13 protein-coding genes and 1 tRNA gene are annotated in these 16,785 nt (G+C 41.7%); 7 read left to right on the top strand and 7 right to left on the bottom strand.

All coding sequences use genetic code 11. The features are described 5' to 3' along the window. Both Q91_RS03225 and Q91_RS03220 read right to left on the bottom strand, forming a co-directional pair. The gene (locus Q91_RS03225; protein WP_015005450.1) at positions 1 to 813 is read right to left on the bottom strand and encodes a hypothetical protein; all 813 of its coding nucleotides are present in this window, start codon (positions 811 to 813) and stop codon (positions 1 to 3) included. A 371-nt stretch (positions 814 to 1,184) separates the two neighbouring features. Further along, entirely contained in the window at positions 1,185 to 2,285 is a 1,101-nt protein-coding gene (locus Q91_RS03220; protein ID WP_015005449.1) for a M20 family metallopeptidase, read from the bottom strand. A 333-nt stretch (positions 2,286 to 2,618) separates the two neighbouring features. On the opposite strand from Q91_RS03220, the gene Q91_RS03215 reads away from it, so the two are divergent. The 7 genes from Q91_RS03215 (at position 2,619) to Q91_RS03185 (ending at position 11,882) form a co-directional block, all read left to right on the top strand. Next, a complete protein-coding gene (locus tag Q91_RS03215) occupies positions 2,619 to 3,533 on the top strand; it encodes a RimK family alpha-L-glutamate ligase (protein ID WP_015005447.1) in 915 nt (304 codons plus the stop codon). Continuing rightward, entirely contained in the window at positions 3,530 to 5,149 is a 1,620-nt protein-coding gene (locus Q91_RS03210) for a DUF1643 domain-containing protein (RefSeq protein WP_015005446.1), read from the top strand. Before Q91_RS03215 ends, Q91_RS03210 begins: the two co-directional genes overlap by 4 nt. Before the next feature lie 195 nt (positions 5,150 to 5,344). After that, positions 5,345 to 7,954 carry a M14 family zinc carboxypeptidase gene (locus Q91_RS03205; protein ID WP_015005445.1) on the top strand — a complete coding sequence of 870 codons (2,610 nt, stop codon included), beginning with the start codon at positions 5,345 to 5,347 and terminating at the stop codon, positions 7,952 to 7,954. Between the two features lie 463 nt (positions 7,955 to 8,417). Then, the gene (locus Q91_RS03200; protein WP_015005444.1) at positions 8,418 to 8,819 is read left to right on the top strand and encodes a MarR family winged helix-turn-helix transcriptional regulator; all 402 of its coding nucleotides are present in this window, start codon (positions 8,418 to 8,420) and stop codon (positions 8,817 to 8,819) included. Then, positions 8,816 to 10,792, top strand: a complete 1,977-nt coding sequence (locus Q91_RS03195) for an FUSC family protein (RefSeq protein WP_041230484.1) — start codon at positions 8,816 to 8,818, stop codon at positions 10,790 to 10,792. The genes Q91_RS03200 and Q91_RS03195 overlap by 4 nt, the downstream gene beginning before the upstream one ends. After that, positions 10,789 to 10,998 carry a DUF1656 domain-containing protein gene (locus tag Q91_RS03190; protein WP_041230483.1) on the top strand — a complete coding sequence of 70 codons (210 nt, stop codon included), beginning with the start codon at positions 10,789 to 10,791 and terminating at the stop codon, positions 10,996 to 10,998. The genes Q91_RS03195 and Q91_RS03190 overlap by 4 nt, the downstream gene beginning before the upstream one ends. A gap of 38 nt (positions 10,999 to 11,036) precedes the next feature. Then, entirely contained in the window at positions 11,037 to 11,882 is an 846-nt protein-coding gene (locus Q91_RS03185) for an HlyD family secretion protein (protein ID WP_041230482.1), read from the top strand. A 111-nt stretch (positions 11,883 to 11,993) separates the two neighbouring features. On the opposite strand, the gene Q91_RS03180 is transcribed toward Q91_RS03185, so the two are convergent. The 5 genes from Q91_RS03180 to Q91_RS03160 form a co-directional block, all read right to left on the bottom strand. Beyond that, a tRNA-Ser gene (locus Q91_RS03180) sits at positions 11,994 to 12,081 on the bottom strand. A gap of 74 nt (positions 12,082 to 12,155) precedes the next feature. Then, entirely contained in the window at positions 12,156 to 14,027 is a 1,872-nt protein-coding gene (locus Q91_RS03175; RefSeq protein WP_015005440.1) for an ATP-binding cassette domain-containing protein, read from the bottom strand. Between the two features lies 1 nt (position 14,028). After that, on the bottom strand, positions 14,029 to 15,240 hold the full coding sequence (locus Q91_RS03170; RefSeq protein WP_015005439.1) for a competence/damage-inducible protein A: 1,212 nt from the start codon (positions 15,238 to 15,240) through the stop codon (positions 14,029 to 14,031). Then, positions 15,233 to 16,051, bottom strand: coding sequence for a DUF2797 domain-containing protein (locus Q91_RS03165; RefSeq protein ID WP_015005438.1), 819 nt, complete (start codon positions 16,049 to 16,051; stop codon positions 15,233 to 15,235). The genes Q91_RS03170 and Q91_RS03165 overlap by 8 nt, the downstream gene beginning before the upstream one ends. An 84-nt stretch (positions 16,052 to 16,135) precedes the next feature. After that, entirely contained in the window at positions 16,136 to 16,765 is a 630-nt protein-coding gene (locus Q91_RS03160) for a YqiA/YcfP family alpha/beta fold hydrolase (RefSeq protein WP_015005437.1), read from the bottom strand. Positions 16,766 to 16,785: the final 20 nt, after the last annotated feature.

The following is a 16,785-nucleotide window of genomic DNA, read 5'->3' as shown; positions in this document are numbered from 1 at the left end:
CTAACCAAACAAAGCTGATAAGGCCTTTGTTATTTTATGTTGCCCCAGGTCGTCTCTTGCTGCACTCACTAGGGTCAGGTTTTGATGGGCTAAACCTGTACTCATTACTTTATCTATGGTCAGGGTCGCCTGTTCATCTTGTTCACGAACCATAGTAATACGGCGTGTCCAAAAGTGACCAACTTCATCTACATAAAGCGCAAGATGTGGTGCTGGCACACTCACTTTATCTAAATTTAGTTGTTCATTGGATTCATTTTTAATTCTAATCTCAATCGTCACTCGCATTCCGTGGTTGGTTGAAGGTTGTATATCTAATTGCTCGCTCATACGCAAAGCATAACTCATCACACCTTCTCGTGAATTTAAGCCAAACCATGTATCTGAAATACGCTCTGTTGAGACATCTAACAATGGTTTTTTTCCGCCCCTTATACTCAGTTGCAACCACAATGGAACAGCAACATAGAGCGATATTTGTTCTTTTGGCAACAAGACAACAGTCGTGGTCGCACGACAGACAATAGCCCTGTCAGACATAACAGGAGTCAAGGAAAGCTTTTGCGGCATATTGTTTGACACAATACGTTGCTTGTTCGCCAAGCTCCAGCCCTCCTCACCCGTACCCATCAGTTGTATACACGGGTTGTGCACTGTGTCGCTTGTTTTCAACTCATACTGCATAAGCCAATCTTTCTCGCCAGACGCAATATCCAGCAAAAGGTCCCCACAGTTAAATTGCAACCTTGTGTTGGGTGTCAAATCAAACACCCCCCAGCACCTAGATTCTTGTTTTAAATCTTGTTGACCCATATAAACCCCGATCGTTGACAACTTGCTTATACCAATGAATGCCAGAGGGCGGGCTAAGCCACTGATTCATTAAATTTTTAACAACTTTACTGTCATGATGATACCCCATTAAGTAAACACAAAGGGCTTTATAACGGCCTAAAAAAACAACGGCTAGACGTCTACTGGTTTTACGAATAGCGATGAAAAATTTGATACCAAGCAAGGCTTAATAATGATGTAGCCACGGCTGCAAAATGCAGTTTATCCTACAGGCCACTTAAGATAAGTAGGCCTTTTATTCGTCCAAAATAAGATATTTGTTTAGCCTTGCGAGCGAACGACTTGATCACACATGGTTTTTATCAACTTCATTACACTGAGTAGACGCGTTAACCCTTCTCCAAACCTTGGTTATAATGCATCAAGATTTTTCTAACTTGCTCAATACGCGTTATAAAACTTTGTTTATTCGCTCGTTCATGAATAGTATGGTCCCCATCTCCAAAGGGGCCAAACCCATCCAAGGTAATACAACCCTTCGCAGCAAAAATATTTGCGTCACTAACACCACCCCGTTGTTCTGTTAACAATCGATCACCGGTGATGGATTCTAATTGTCTTAAAAACCGCTGCTGTTTTTCATTAGGCTCCATGACATCTCGCTGAATATCCCCAGATAAGCTGGCATCAGTTCCCTCAACTTCATGCGTGTGGGTAATCACGTGTATCGCCTCAAGCACTCGATCTCTTTCTTTCATATTGGTATAACGCATTTCAACAATTAAACGAGCATGCGGAGAAATAGTATTGGCACCAATACCGCCCTCCAACTTACCAACATTCACTGTGGTCCCTCTTTCCAAGTCGGTCAATTCAGTTAATTGAATACATTTATGCGCCGCCTCTAAATTAGCATTAACTCCTTCGGAATAATGGTTTCCAGCATGTGCGGCCTTACCTTTAATATCAATAAAGAATGTGCCCACGCCTTTTCGCCCAGTCACCAATTCATTATTCTTTCCTGCAGCCTCAAACACCAACACATAATCATATTGTTCGGCTAATTGCTGGCTAATCAGTTTGGAATCATCACTGCCGGTCTCTTCGTCACTGACCAATAACATATCTATATTGCCAATTTGACCACAGGCAGCTTTAACAGCTCTCAAGGCACAAAGAGCTACATAGTTACCGCCTTTAATATCGCAAGCACCCGGACCATATATCCACTGCTCATCTTCACTAAAGGTTTCAAAACTCAAAGGCGGGAAAACGGTATCTAAATGGCCCAACAGCAGTAATTTTTTACCTGTTGATTGAGTTGAGGTAAACAATAAATGATTACCGATCATTTCTCGCTGGTAAACATAGGTCACGAAACCAATCTCTTCCATCCATAGTTGAAACAAGGCACCACTCTTATCGACACCCTGCTTATTCTTCGTATAAGAATTAATATTAATTAATTCTGCTAATTCAGAAAAATCCATTTCACCCTTCACCATGCTTTATTAACAGTCAAAAAAAGGCCTAACCAAATTCAGGGTAAATCCAAACAACATAGCCATAACCCTGTTCACCTAGTCTCAAGATATAAACACTATTATTCACCCCATACTTAGAAATATATCGCAGTTTTGAACAACAAATAAAAAAAACCAGCATTTATTTTTTGCACCGCACCATATAAAAGCAAAAAGCGCTGATATGGTGCGACTATTTGCACCTAAAACAGCTTTAAGCAAGCTCTAAACAAAGACTTACAGGCTTGGTACTAATATTGCTGTAATCTTATAGAGCGCTTCATCTGAGGATAAAAAAACATGTCTACCTATGAAATTGGGTTATGGATCTATCAAAATGGTGGTGGTGATGTTATTCAAAATTCGATCATTGCCCAATTACAAGAACGCGACATTTCTGCAATTACCGAGCTAAATTTAAGAAATGCAACAGCCACAAATGGCGCTATTTATTGTGATGGTATTAGAATGGAAGAGTTAGATTTGTTCTTTAGCTACAACGCTGGCCAACAAACACAGTACCAACTATATCTTTATGAGGCGTTGGATCAATATATACCGATCATTAATAACTATACGGCCTTTAGCCTAACCGAAGATAAATTCAAAACAGCTCATTTATTACAACGTAATGGCATCATCACGCCAGAATATGAGTTATGCCATCGTAATGATGTTCATACACTACGCAGAATCTTAAAAGAATGGGGTGGCAAGATTATATACAAACCTACTGAGGGCTGGGGAGGTATGGGGCTTGTTAAAATTGAAAACGACGCGGCCCTTGATATGCTGATACCCTTTATAAAACATACCGATCTTCGGCATTTTTACGTTGAACGCTTTATTGATTACGATAACACTGACTTCAGGGTTGATATTGTCGACGGTGAATACATCAGTTGCTATGGTCGTCAAGCCCCTGCTGGCGACTGGAAAACCAACATTACCAGTGGCGGCAAATTGTTACTACGTGAACCAACTGATGAGCTGGTCGCTTTAGCTAAAAAGGCCGCCAAATTAACCGGCCTGGATATTGCTGGCGTCGATATGATTTATGATCAAGAACGTGAACAATATGTGGTTTTAGAGGTCAACGGCATCCCTGCTTTTGCCACACCAGAACAAGAACAACTAGGCTTAGATTTTAATACTAAAAAAATTAACGCCATCGTCAACTTAATTGAAAAAAAACTACACGAGAAAAATAAATGAATAGCAGTCAAAAACGCCCAACATTAGGTTTACTGTACATGGACTTTGTACTGCAATTTTTTCACCCATCTAACTTTAAAGGTTGGCCGGATAAAATTGAAACCGTCACTTATCATTGGAAAAATGACCAGCAACGCCTTATTAACGACATTAAAAACAAAAAAATTGATGTTTTAATTGGTAATATTCCGGCAACAGCATATGAAACGTTTCGTGAAATCTCCAAAGCATTGCCTAACGTCCGCTTTGTCCCCTCACTAGACACACAGTTTTCTAATAAATCCAAAGAAAACGTTACACGCTTTTGTAAAAAATATGACATTCCTATTCCGCCAACACATATTTTTTACGACCGTAAAAAAGGCTACCAGTTTCTTGAAAAAACTCGTTACCCAAAAATCATTAAAAAATCCTATGGGCCGTCAAATTATGGTGGCTATTTTGTTCATAAGGTCGATACTTTTGATGAAGCCAAACAACTACTAGAAAGCAAAAAATACAACCCCATTTACGTTCAAGATTTTATTCCCATGTCAGCTGATATTCGCGTCATGTTAATCGGTCACGAACCGGTGTGTGCCTTTTGGCGCCGTCCACCAGAAGGTGAGTGGTTAACCAATACCAGCCAGGGTGGCAGCATTGATTACCAAAACGTGCCAAAGGAAGTGCTTGATTTAGCTGTACGCGTTTCTAAAGCCGCAAAAGCAGAATACTGGGCCTGTGACATCGCTGTTGGAAAAGATGGCAAGTACCGCATATTAGAGTGCGCAACGGCCTTTGCGGCCTTCCCTTATATTAGGGACTGGATAGGTCAATATTTGATGTGGTTATTTGGTAACGGTCAATTTAAAAAGCCCCATTTCCCCATTAATAACTGGGAAGAGCTTGGTAAGATATCGCCCTACTTATTAAGAACCATGCGCCAAATCACCTTTGGTCAATATACCCCTAGCTCAGATGCCGACTGCTTTACACCACTTGCCAAAACAAGCACTAACGAGCTTTTAGTAAAAGACCTTAGTCAAGAAGAGTGGCCCAGTGATATTTGGAATTTTCAAGATAATTTAGGTCGTCAAAAAAAATCCGATTCAAAACCGGCTCCAGCCACATCAAAAAATTCTGCTAAAACAGCTGAGTCCATTAGCGCAAATGCCGACAATGCGTTTGTTATACCACCCACCGATGAGACATACCGTTATTCACTGAGCCGAACATGGGATATTAAAAAACCGAGCTTATTTTTTATTGCTTTACACCCAACCTGCGAAGAAGACCATTATGATGATACTTTAATAAAAAAATGTATCGCTTATGCGAAACAACATGACTATGGCAGCATTATTATTGGCAGTCTTTTTGCGTACCGAGCGAAGAACATTTCAGACCTAAAAAAGGCCTGCGACCCAATCGGCACATATAATGATGTCAGCTTATTAGAAAATCATCAACGCGCTGAAAAAACGATTGCGATATGGGGTAATGATGGCACATTCAAAGGAAGAGCCGATGAAGTTAAAGCATTACTACCGAATTTATTATGTTTTCAACTAACGGTAAAAAAACAACCACGTAGTATTAAAGGTTTGGCAAATGACATGACACCCGTTTTACTCTAAATAGGGACGTTAAGCCTTGATACTTATAAGCAATGCGCTAATGCCGCAAACAACGCAGCATTAGCAACTAGGCATCGGTGTTAACTTAATGTGATCAACGTGTTAGCATCGTCCAAATAAGCATTAGCTGGCTTTATACGCCCCCAATAAGCCCCCTTAATCTAACGCCCCTTACTTTAAGAAGAATCGACTGCAGTGAAAAAACAATATAAAACATACCAAGAAACAGAACAGTATTTACAACATGTTGTTTCTCAGCACCCCAATTTATTTAAACTTCAGAGTATCGGCACCACTCACGAACAACGTGAGATTATGCTAATCACCGCTTCTTTCGATGTAGAAAAGGCAGAGTCTAAACCCGCTCTTTTGTATACCGGCACCATTCATGCCAGAGAATGGATTGGTAACGAGCTGGCTGTTAAGTTTATTGAATATATCGTCGATAACCATGAGTACAACCCTGAGCTTATCAACATCTTAAGCCGTAACACACTTTATATGGTGCCTTGTTTAAATCCGGATGGCTTCGAATACTCAATGAAGCATTTCTCATTTTGGCGAAAGAACCGTCGTCTCAATCACGATGGTACCTATGGTGTTGACCTTAATCGTAACTTTAGTGTCGGTTTCCCAGGCTCAAAAAACACTTCATCAAACGTCTATAGTGGGCCACAGCCCTTTAGTGAGCCAGAAACTCAGGCCATCAAACAATTTGTGGACAGTCATCAAAACATTACGATTGCTTTAGATTACCACTCTCAGGGAAATGTTTTTTTCCCTGCCCACAAGTTTAATCATGAAGCCGAACATGAAGGCACAGACCTGAATATGCTTTGCGCCAATATGGCCAGAAAAATCTACAAAGTAACAGGGCGTAAATACGGTATTCATCGTGGTAAACCGCCTACAAACTTGATCGGTGGAAGCGGACGAGAATACTATTATAGCCGAGGCATTCTTGCCACTGTTGTCGAAGTCGGTACCCGTAATATTCCCGACTATATGCAAAACATGACCCAGTCGATTAATGAAAATATACCGGCGGTACAATATGCATTAGGTGAGGCAATTAATTATTCCACACACGCTCCAAAACGCGTTACTGAACTTAATATCCTTAACATTGAAAGTAAATCTGCCACGTTAACGTGGACGTATGAAGAAGATGAGGATATTTATTTTGAAATCTATCGCAATACAAAAAACAAACAAGCCTGCACCGAAAGTAATTTAGTTGGCATTACCCATGCACAAGAGTTTACAGATATAGAACTCGATAGTGGCACCATGTATTTTTACTATATTCGTGCGGTTCATCGCTTGAGTAATATTAAATCGCCTTTTGCTACAAAAATTAGATTAAAAACATTACTAGATCATAATGAATTTTCTAGGGTGCTATTCCCCGGTAAATCCAAAGTCGGTTATGTTGGTCAATACACTGGCGAGCAAAATCGCCAACATTTTGGTCACAATTCACTCTTTATTGGCATCAACCAATCCAAAGGTATCTGTACCGGTGTTCTTGAGTTTAGCCTCGATAACATCCCTGAAAATGCTGTTATTAAGTTTGCCAGGGCTTCACTCTACCCAATGAATCGTGTCGCCGCAAAAATTGAGCAGTTTGGAGATTGGTCGATTTCATTTTTAGAGCAAGATAACGTAGCCGATATAACAAACTTTGAAGATATAGAGCAGGCCGAAAGCATTGAAACATTAGGCCAAACAGTTCCATCAGACGCCCTAACACAAGGTATCTGGAGTCATTGGACCTTTAGTGCTCATGAATGTCGAATTCTAGAATCAAACCTAGCAAAACGCTCGGTATTATTTCGCATAGATGGCCCCAAAACACTACCTCTTGGGCGTGATTCACAAATGATGCAATTCGACATTGGCTATGGAAAATTTGGTGGCGGGATTCATTATCGCCCACACCTTGAGGTCATTTATACTGTCCCTGAAACAGAAGTGGTCTTATCACCCAAGCGCCTTAGTAGTCTGTCAAAAGAAGGTATTGTTGAAAACGAGCTCCTGTCTGGTTTTAGCGAAAATGATGGTAAAACATACGGCTATATTGAGTTTAATCTGTACAGTTTACCGAACCCAGAAGAAACGGTTATTACCGAAGCCTTTATTTGCTTACAAAATAAAAACACACCCCCCAGTGATCGTGATATCTGCTTTAATCTTGAGTTTGTCGACATTAATGCCATCAGCTATTCTGATATCAGAAATCGAACTAATATCGAATATGTTGGTTATGAAGCAACCACGCAAGACCTTGTTCGCAAGCAAAAGCAGTACTTCATTTTCGACAAATATAGTCAATTAACATTAGAAGAAAAACACGAATCTAATGAGGCAGCTGCTTTTGTAATACGAGCCACCTCTGAGTCAGAATCTTATGCAAAATTGATTGACTGGCATGAGGCTGGCCATAAAAATGAAGTGAAATTAGTCGTTAAATATATCAAGCGTCGCAAAAAACCAACGGCAGCGGTTACTGAATTAAAAGCAAGCAATGAAAATGGTCGAATGAAATTAACATGGGCGAACCCACCTACCAAAGCATTTGTTGGCACTTATGTCGTACGCAATAGGTTCCGCCCACCGCGCTCACCCTATGATGGTGTAAAGCTCTATGCTGGTTCGGATAATTACACATACGACAGCTTTGGCTCTAGCAAAATCTCAAAATATTATGCTGCCTTTAGTTATGATGATGTTCCAAACTACTCTGAGCCTCAAGTAATACATTATGAAGCTCATCAAAGCACTGCAGAAAAGCCATCTAACTAGTTTTATATGAATGACACTGTATGGCTAATACGAATGAATAGCCGATAAACGCTTGGTTTATCGTTAATCTCGCCGGCAATTTGAAAAGCGTATAACGCTTTGTTTTTTGTCGCCTGCTCAGCCAGTTAAAAGCTGGCCAGCGTGTCATAAAAGCCTAATAACTTACTGTCTCGTCAGCGCCAAGTTCTCACTGGTCCTAACAGTGGCTGCGGATATAACGCTAGTCACCTCGCCCTCTCCTGAAATATTTAAACATGCTGTTTGATAAACCTCATACAGCACACTGAGCATAACCATGTTAGATGCTTGTCGATACTTTGAACTAGTTGACAAATCAACTATTGATTTATAACATATATAAAAACTTACATTTGAACTATACAAAATGTCTACTAAAAAACGCTCTCTAGACCAACATCTCTTTGATCTTACTAATGTTATTCAGCCTTCACGGAGAGTTTGGATGCAAACTGTTAGCACTCTTCCTTTTGATCATGGTATTTCCACGTCATTAGCCATTATCGTTTTACTAGCATCGCGTTTCGGGCCTCATGTTCAACAAAAAACGCTGGCTATCGAAGCTGGTATTGATGCAGCCGCGCTGGTTCGTATACTTGATCAAGGCGAAGAGGCCGGGCTACTCGTTCGTTGTGATGTTCCCAATGACCGTAGAAGCAAAGCCATTAAGCTGCTAGCGAAGGGAAAGCGCCACGCTAGCAAAATGGAAGCTACACTTAAGGACCTTCGTTTTAAGCTGATGGGTGATGTGCCAGAAGAAGATATTGAGACAACAACGCGCGTAATGCGTCTGTTGGAAGAGCGATGCCAAGCCTATTTACTAAATGGCAAAACTGATCAAAAATGATTTTTAAACCTGACCAGTGGCTATTCGCATTCAAGCTGTACCTAGCAGCGATGATGGCGTTTACAATCTCCGCGCATATTGGCCTCCCCGAAACATATTGGACCATTGTTACCTGCTGCGTGGTTATGAACCCCATGAGCGGTGCCGTAAGATCTAAAGCCGTTTATCGATTTACCGGTACATTTTGTGGCGGGCTTGTCTCGTTGATTTTAGTAAGTTTTTTTGCAAACACACCGATCTTAATGATTGCCTTTATAGGGCTAATTGGTGCAGTAGCATTTGGATGTTCTTTACTAGATCGCACACCGCGAAGCTACGGTTTTCAACTCTTTGGTCTGACCTTAATGATCGTCGCAATACCCTATATAGAACACCCAGCCACACTGTTTGACATAGCCATATTTCGTATCTGCGAAATTGGTCTGGGGATCATATGCTGCACCATGGTCGACAGCATTATTGCTCCACGTTCTTTAAAACCTGGCGTGCAGTTTAAATTGCAAGGTTGGCTGGCTGATATGGAGAAATGGATTGATGATGCCTTTGAAGGCCATATTACCGACGACGATGCAGTACATGACCGCTTAAAAGCCCTCTCTGATATCAGCTCCTTATCTGCTCTGGCCGCTCAATTGCGTTATGACCCGCTTGTTACACGACGGGAAAGCCAACTTATATTTTCCATACAATTGCGTTTATTGCGCTTAGTGCCGTTGCTATCAGCCATCTCATCTCGCATTGCCGATGCCGAACCCGATATACGCAACAAGTTAACGGCCTCTTTAAAAACAGCGGCCGCCCATGCAAAAAATGGCGAGCCAGCGGACGAAGCCCTACTTACACAAATAACCCAAACGGCTCATAGTATGGATTCCATGTCTGAGTGGCGCCATTTAGTTCAAGAAAACATGGCCGAATTACTAAAAACTATACTGCATAACTGGTCTGAAATACGCCAATGCCAACAGTCACTAGAACAAGATTCGCCGTTACCGCCTCTTCTTGAAAAAGAAGTCAGCAATACACGTTCATTTAAGCTTTATCCGGATACCTATATTGCCAAAAAAATATTTATTGGCAGCCTTATCTCCTACAGCCTGCTCTGTGTATTATGGTATGCAACAGGCTGGCATCATGCTCCCGCTGCAGTTTTAATGGGGGTTGCTGCTCTCGCCTTCTTTGGTGGTTCAGACGAAGGTGGTCGCGCCATTACCTTATTTGGTCGGTTTACAATTATCGCCTTATTCGCCGCAAGTATATTAAGCTATGGCCTGCTTCCGCTTGCCAATGATTACCCCATGTTTCTGATCATAATGGCGATATTTATCTTACCAATAGGCGCTTGGGCAACGAAAAACCCGATGGCGATACTGCTATTGGCTATGGCTTTTAGCAGCATTAATTTTCAAAGCAGCTACCAACCCTATGATTTTGGTGTCTTTCTTGAAATTTGTATCGCCAACCTTTTAGGCATTTTTATTGCCTTTTGTTCGCTAGGCTTAGTGCGCACGTTGGGCGCCAAACACACCATGGAACGACTTATTCGTGAGGGTCGCGAAGAAGTATTAAACCTAACTTACCGCGCCACACCCCGCGATAGAGACGCTTTCCTCAATCGGTCTTTAGATAAAATTGGTTCCCTTGCAAGTAGGCTTGAACAAACCGGTCAAATAAATACTAGCTCTCGTGTTTTAAGTCGTTTGCGTGCAGCTGCAAGTATTGCCGAGCTACGACATACCAGTGCTTACCTGAATGAAGAAACTCGTCGCGTGCTGGAAGACCTATTCACCACAATCCGCCAAGACATTAACCATAAAGAACCCTCAGACAAGCTTTTGGCAAAAATAGACAACGCCCTTTCAACCGCCTGGAAGCATGAGTTGAAATCGGCCAAACATCCACTGTTAAGGGGGCTCATTGGCCTTCGTCTTGCGTTGTTTGAATATGCACCTGCTTGGAGGTATGCCCCATGATCGGAGAAATTGATATAGCTGGAATATTTATCTCGCCGTTACTCTTATGCTTGCTAAGTGCATTTATTGGAAGAATCATGATTTCAACTCTTTTTGAAAAAGCAAACATCTACAAAGTTGTCTGGCATCGCCCCTTATTCGATATGTCCCTATTTTTTATATTACTGGGGATCTCACTTAAAACTTTGTACCTTATAACCGGTTAAAATATGCAAAAAGAAAAACAATTCACATCCTAAAAGTCATGATGACATGCACGCTGACCGTTCTTGCAGCGTTTGTGCTCTGGCATATCTATTCCTACTATACTTACACTCCGCAAACACGCGATGGCAAGATCAAGGCCGACATTGTTGCCTTATCTTCCGATGTATCCGGCCAAGTAGAGGCCGTCTTTGTTCAGGACAACCAGCAGGTTCAAAAGGGCGATGTATTATTTTCTATCGACACCGATCGCTTGGAAAATACTGTAGCGCAAAACGAAGCTGCATTAAGCAATGCTAGGGCAACACTTGCTGCAGCAAACAGGGAGGAAAAACGATATAAAACCCTAAAAAACACCATTGTCTCGGAACAAGAACGTGATAACCGTATCTCTGTTGCTGAGCAGGCCCAGGCGAAATATGAGCAAGCATTGGCAGACCTGAAACTCGCCCGCCTTAATCTAGAGCGCTCGCAAGTGAAGTCCCCGATCAATGGAATCGTAACCAATTTTTCACTGCGCCCAGGAACCTATGCAACCGCCGGACAACCGGTAATGGCGTTGGTCGATATTGATAGCTTTTATGTCGCTGGATATTTTGAAGAAACAAAACTAAGCCATATTCGCACTGGCATGCCTGCAACAGTTCATATTATGGGAGAAGACCAAGCTATCAGCGGACATGTCGTCGGGATTTCATCCGCGATTGAAGACCGTGAACGTGCAACATCCTCTAATACACTGATCGCCAATGTCAATCCAACTTTTAACTGGATAAGGTTGGCGCAACGTGTACCAGTCCGCATAGCGATTGATGAAATTCCTGATAACATAGCACTTATATCAGGGCGAACAGCCAGCATTACTATCAATAATCATGAAGGTTGATTATTACTTTTTACCGTTCAATAGGGCTAGTTGTAGAAGCCTTCAATATTGATGCAGCACTGATTTTTTGGCTATGCCACCTGCGGCAGATGGCGCTTCGTTTGCAGTTAATGGTGGAGAGAGAGGGATTCGAACCCTCGGTACCTTGCGGTACACACGCTTTCCAAGCGTGCTCATTCGGCCACTCTGACATCTCTCCATAAAACTTATAAAACGCACTGTGCTTGCGTTTTAGGGCGCTGAATTATATCAGCAAACTTAAACCTTTTGTATTTATTGTAGTTGAGACTCTAACTCATCCCAACGTTGATACTTTTCTTGTAATTGTTCATCGATAGACGTTAATTCAGCCATTTTGCTTTTTATCTCTTCTCGGTCTCCTGCATGAAACTCCGCCGTACTCGTTAATTGCTGTAGCTTCGCTAACGTTTCTTCAAGCACCTCGATCTGCTTTGGTAAGTCATCTAATTCTTTTTTAACTTTGAAACTTAATTTCGGCTTTTTAACGGTTTTAGGCTGTTTTTTTTCACTAACCGTTTTACTCGGCTGCTCGGCCTGACTGCTGTCTTTAATAATTTGACTCCAATTAGGCAACTCGCCTACATAATCAGTAATGACACCATCCCCTTCAAAAAACCAAAAATTAGTAACTACGTTTTCTAAGAACTTACGGTCGTGACTCACCAATATTAAGGTACCTTCATAGTCAACCAGTAATTCTTCTAGTAACTCTAATGTTTCAACATCTAAATCATTAGTCGGTTCATCCATCACGATAAAGTTAGCCGGCTGACTAAATAACTTCGCCAGTAAAATTCGATTACGTTCACCACCAGATAATACTTTTGCTGGTGATCGTGCTCGTTCAGGGGCAAACAAAAAATCACCTAAGTAGCTGATAATATGCCTGTCACGCCCATTAATGGTAATGCTCTCTCGTCCGTCGGAGACTAGGTCAATAACCGTTTTCTCTAGATCCAGAACATCTCTGTGCTGATCAAAATAGGCGACTTTTAGTTTGGTTCCGTGTTTTACAGCACCGGAATCTAATTCAATTTCTTTTAGCAACGCTTTAATGAGCGTACTTTTGCCAATACCATTTGGTCCTACCAATCCTATGCGGTCACCTCGCATTAATCGACATGAAAACTGATCGACCATTTTACGCCCGCCATAGGCAATAGAAACATCCTCCGCCTCTATCACCAACTTGCCAGACTTTTCACCTGATTCAACCTCTAGTTTCGCAGGACCGGCTAGGTTTCTTCGCTCTGCACGTTCCCGTCGTAACTGTTGTAAAGCCCTCACACGACCTTCATTTCGTGTTCTTCTCGCTTTAATGCCTTGTCTAATCCAGACTTCTTCACGCGCTAGCTTTTTATCAAATTCTGCATTTGTTTTTGCTTCGGACTCTAATGCGGCCGCTTTTCTTTCAAGGTATTGCTCATAGCTACACGACCAACTGGTTAGCTGTCCTCTATCTATTTCTATAATACGTTTCGCTATATTTTGTAAAAAAACTCGGTCATGTGTAATGCAAACCACGGCACCGCGAAAGGTTGCAAGTTGTTTTTCTAACCAAACAATTGTTTCCATATCTAGATGGTTAGTTGGCTCATCTAACAGTAAAACATCAGGCTCGACTACCAAGGCACGGGCTAGCCCTACACGTCGCTTCCAACCACCTGACATTTCATTTATTTTTTTATCGGCGGGTAAATTTAAACGACTTAACACTGAGTCAACACGTTGTTGTAATGACCAGCCATCTAATGCTTCAAATTGATGTTGTAATTTGCCCAGCGCTTCTAAGTCAACATCAGGGTCAAGCAACATGTCGTGATAACGAGCAATTAAGTGACCCACCTCACCCAAACTATCAGCAACAGCATCATAAACGGTGGAGGCATCGGGCAGTAACGGTGACTGCTCAAGTGTTGCTATGGTAATGCCCGCTTGCCGCCAGACCTGACCTGAGTCGGCCAACACTTGCCCAGCCAATACTTTTAACAAGGTCGACTTTCCTTCGCCATTGCGGCCAATTAAGCCCACTCGCTCTTGTTCATCGATTTGCAGGTCGGCATTATCTAGCACTGGTTTTAAACCGAACGCTACACTAACATTATCTAGCTTAAGTAATGGCATATTATTGATTTTGAATAAATTTTCTAATTAAATTGAACGCAAGTGCTGACGCTACTGTTTGTTGACGTAGCGCTCTCCCCCACACTTCCTTTGTGCTTGAAATGTGGCCGTGAGCATCTGCTACTGCGGTAAAAACAGCCACTGTTGTATCATTTACTTTCTTATGAAGTTGCACAAGGCTTAACGCTGTTTTATGCCGAGCACGATTTTCCTTTGCTATCTCAAGCGCCAACGCTTCACCAATGGGTTGCTGCACCGTGCTAAACGCAGTTTGTATGCCTGAAACTTTTGGATAAACAGCTGAAGTTAATAGCCAATCTGCTTGGCACTGGCGGGCGATATCACCCTGCGATAAGGTTTCAATAAGACTCAGTGTCAACTTTTTTTCGGTCATTAACTGATCGACACAATCCGGTAAATTACTGACTGATTGACCCCAACCATCAATGGCAAAAAGGCTAGCACCCAATGCATCACTAACGTTATCAACCCAATATTGAACCTGCTCTTTGGTATGGCTTTGTGGAAAGAGTAGCTTTAATTCATTCTCTGGCATACCCGCTCTAAAACTCACACGAATATCATTGTCAATCTCTAAGCTATTAACGGCTTGCTGGATATCAGACTCTCCCATGCCCATGCTTCGAAATGTAATCAAACGGGGCTGCTCCAGCTTAAATTGGCGCTGTAAATCGGCCAACACAAACGTCTCCATCATCTGTTTCATTTCATACGGTACACCTGGCATAAAGTAAAACCGGCACTGCTGACCGACGGCAGTAAAGCCAGGCGCCGTTCCCCAACGATTATCAATTCGTGTCGAATTTGTGGGCAACAGTGCTTGCTTCTTATTTACATCGGCCATAGGCATTTTTAATTGCGCGAAAAACTCAGCAATCATCACTAAAGCCTCACTATCCATTTCAAGTTCTACTTGAAAGGCTTGAGCAAAGGCTTCGGCGGTTAAATCATCTTGTGTTGGCCCTAAACCACCTGTACACAAACAAACATCAGCCATCGCATCTACTTCTTTAAGCACTTGAACCAAGTCTGCTAAGTCATCCGAAACAGTAATATGCCTAATAACATCGAAGCCTAGCAAGCGACACTGATCAGCCAAAAAAGCAGCATTGGTGTCTACCAAAGCACCTGTAATCACTTCATCGCCTTGTGAAAAAATAATGACGCTAGGCGCCTTGTCTGTTTTATGCATCAAATTGAACCTTGTAACTGGTGAACTTTCTTATATTTAAGACCCCGCTATCTAATATTAGATATTGTCCTTTTATGCCCATTAAACGGCCTTCGACCCTAGCTGTTTTATCAAAATTAAAGGAGGTAACCTTTTGAGGATATTCAACAACGGGGTAATTAATCTCTACCTGCTTAGCATCTTTTATTAACTCTATATCCCCGTCTTTATTAGCCGCCTGAATATTGCTTAACTCAGAGGCTGCAGCCTCAATAAGGCGGTCTCTATGTTCATATAGGTTTTTATGGTCCGCTTGGCCTTTTAACATCTTCCGCCAATCAGTTTTATCCGACACGTGTTGTTTTAAAGCCATCTCAACTTGACCAGACTGTAGACGTGTTCGCACCTTAAAAATGGGCAAGGCCTGTGTTGCTCCTTGGTCAATCCAACGCGTTGGCACCTGTGTATGGCGAGTAATGCCAACCTTTAAGCCAGATGAATTTGCTAAATAAACAAAGTGGTCTTGAAAACAAAACTCTTCGCCCCATTGAGGTTCTCGACACGTACCTAGGTGATAGTGACACGTTTCAGGTTTCATAATGCATAAATCACACTGAGCCAGCTTAGTCATACAATAATAACAAAAGCCTTGGCTATAGCTTTTCTTTGTTCGTTTTCCACAATTTAGACAGTTGATCTCACCTTCATAGGTTAACGCGATGGTTTTACCCAAATATTGGTTCAAGCCAATACGCTCATCACCGATGGGCAATACATATTCAACAGGGTTACTCAAGGTGCTGAGCATTTTCTTTAAATGGCCTTCAATCATGTTCTCTATCCTAATTCAATTAATCCATGCCGATTTGAAACATGGTGGCTGTATAACAACCGATTTATGATGAAAATTAACCTTTTACGAAGTTAAGAAGTCGAATGTTTTCTCTAAATAATTTTCGTAATCAGCAAAGCCGTGATCACCGCCCTCAAGCACCACTTGCTCGCTACCTTGGTAGTAATCAACCCCTTTTTGAAAATCCAACACCTCATCACCCACTTTGGTGAGTAACAGTAAGTTTTGCGCTTGCTGAAGCTTTGGTAAGTGTAACTGCTGCAACTCCTGGAGATGCGTTAGAGTAAAATCAAAGCTCTCTCCGGTATGATAATTAGTATTCTTCCCCAAGGCTTTTTCAAGTATCAAATGCGCATCAACAGCGGGGTTAATTAACACTGCTTTCTTGGCATACTTTTGACTTAAATACGTTGCATAAAAGCCCCCTAAAGAACTACCAACAACACCCCAATATTGATCATCTAACGAAGCTATGTGCGCCTCAACCAAGGACATCGCTTGAGCTGGAGAAGGGGGTAAATCTTTTAAAAACAAGGTATGAACATTGTTTCGCTCAATATAGCTTTTAACTAACTGCGCTTTAAAGGAATCTACAGAACTGCAAAAACCATGTAAGTAAATAATATGCACGAAAAACTCTATTATTAAAAATAAACCATTAGGATAACCGACCCGTTGCAGGCCTGCCATCATTAACGATCAGTTGTTACTCT

It is taken from the genome of Cycloclasticus sp. P1 (assembly GCF_000299965.1).
Lineage (GTDB): Bacteria > Pseudomonadota > Gammaproteobacteria > Methylococcales > Cycloclasticaceae > Cycloclasticus > Cycloclasticus pugetii.
This window is presented reverse-complemented; position numbering and strand designations above follow the sequence as displayed.

Bases quoted from the DNA above. Each gene is read 5' to 3' on its own strand.
- Q91_RS03185 (WP_041230482.1), top strand. From the start codon at position 11,037: ATGATGACATGCACGCTGACCGTTCTTGCAGCGTTTGTGCTCTGGCAT.
- Q91_RS03195 (WP_041230484.1), top strand. From the start codon at position 8,816: ATGATTTTTAAACCTGACCAGTGGCTATTCGCATTCAAGCTGTACCTA.
- Q91_RS03220 (WP_015005449.1), bottom strand. From the start codon at position 2,285: ATGGATTTTTCTGAATTAGCAGAATTAATTAATATTAATTCTTATACG.
- Q91_RS03165 (WP_015005438.1), bottom strand. From the start codon at position 16,051: ATGATTGAAGGCCATTTAAAGAAAATGCTCAGCACCTTGAGTAACCCT.
- Q91_RS03190 (WP_041230483.1), top strand. From the start codon at position 10,789: ATGATCGGAGAAATTGATATAGCTGGAATATTTATCTCGCCGTTACTC.
- Q91_RS03160 (WP_015005437.1), bottom strand. From the start codon at position 16,765: ATGATGGCAGGCCTGCAACGGGTCGGTTATCCTAATGGTTTATTTTTA.
- Q91_RS03225 (WP_015005450.1), bottom strand. From the start codon at position 813: ATGGGTCAACAAGATTTAAAACAAGAATCTAGGTGCTGGGGGGTGTTT.
- Q91_RS03170 (WP_015005439.1), bottom strand. From the start codon at position 15,240: ATGCATAAAACAGACAAGGCGCCTAGCGTCATTATTTTTTCACAAGGC.
- Q91_RS03210 (WP_015005446.1), top strand. From the start codon at position 3,530: ATGAATAGCAGTCAAAAACGCCCAACATTAGGTTTACTGTACATGGAC.
- Q91_RS03175 (WP_015005440.1), bottom strand. From the start codon at position 14,027: ATGCCATTACTTAAGCTAGATAATGTTAGTGTAGCGTTCGGTTTAAAA.
- Q91_RS03200 (WP_015005444.1), top strand. From the start codon at position 8,418: ATGCAAACTGTTAGCACTCTTCCTTTTGATCATGGTATTTCCACGTCA.
- Q91_RS03215 (WP_015005447.1), top strand. From the start codon at position 2,619: ATGTCTACCTATGAAATTGGGTTATGGATCTATCAAAATGGTGGTGGT.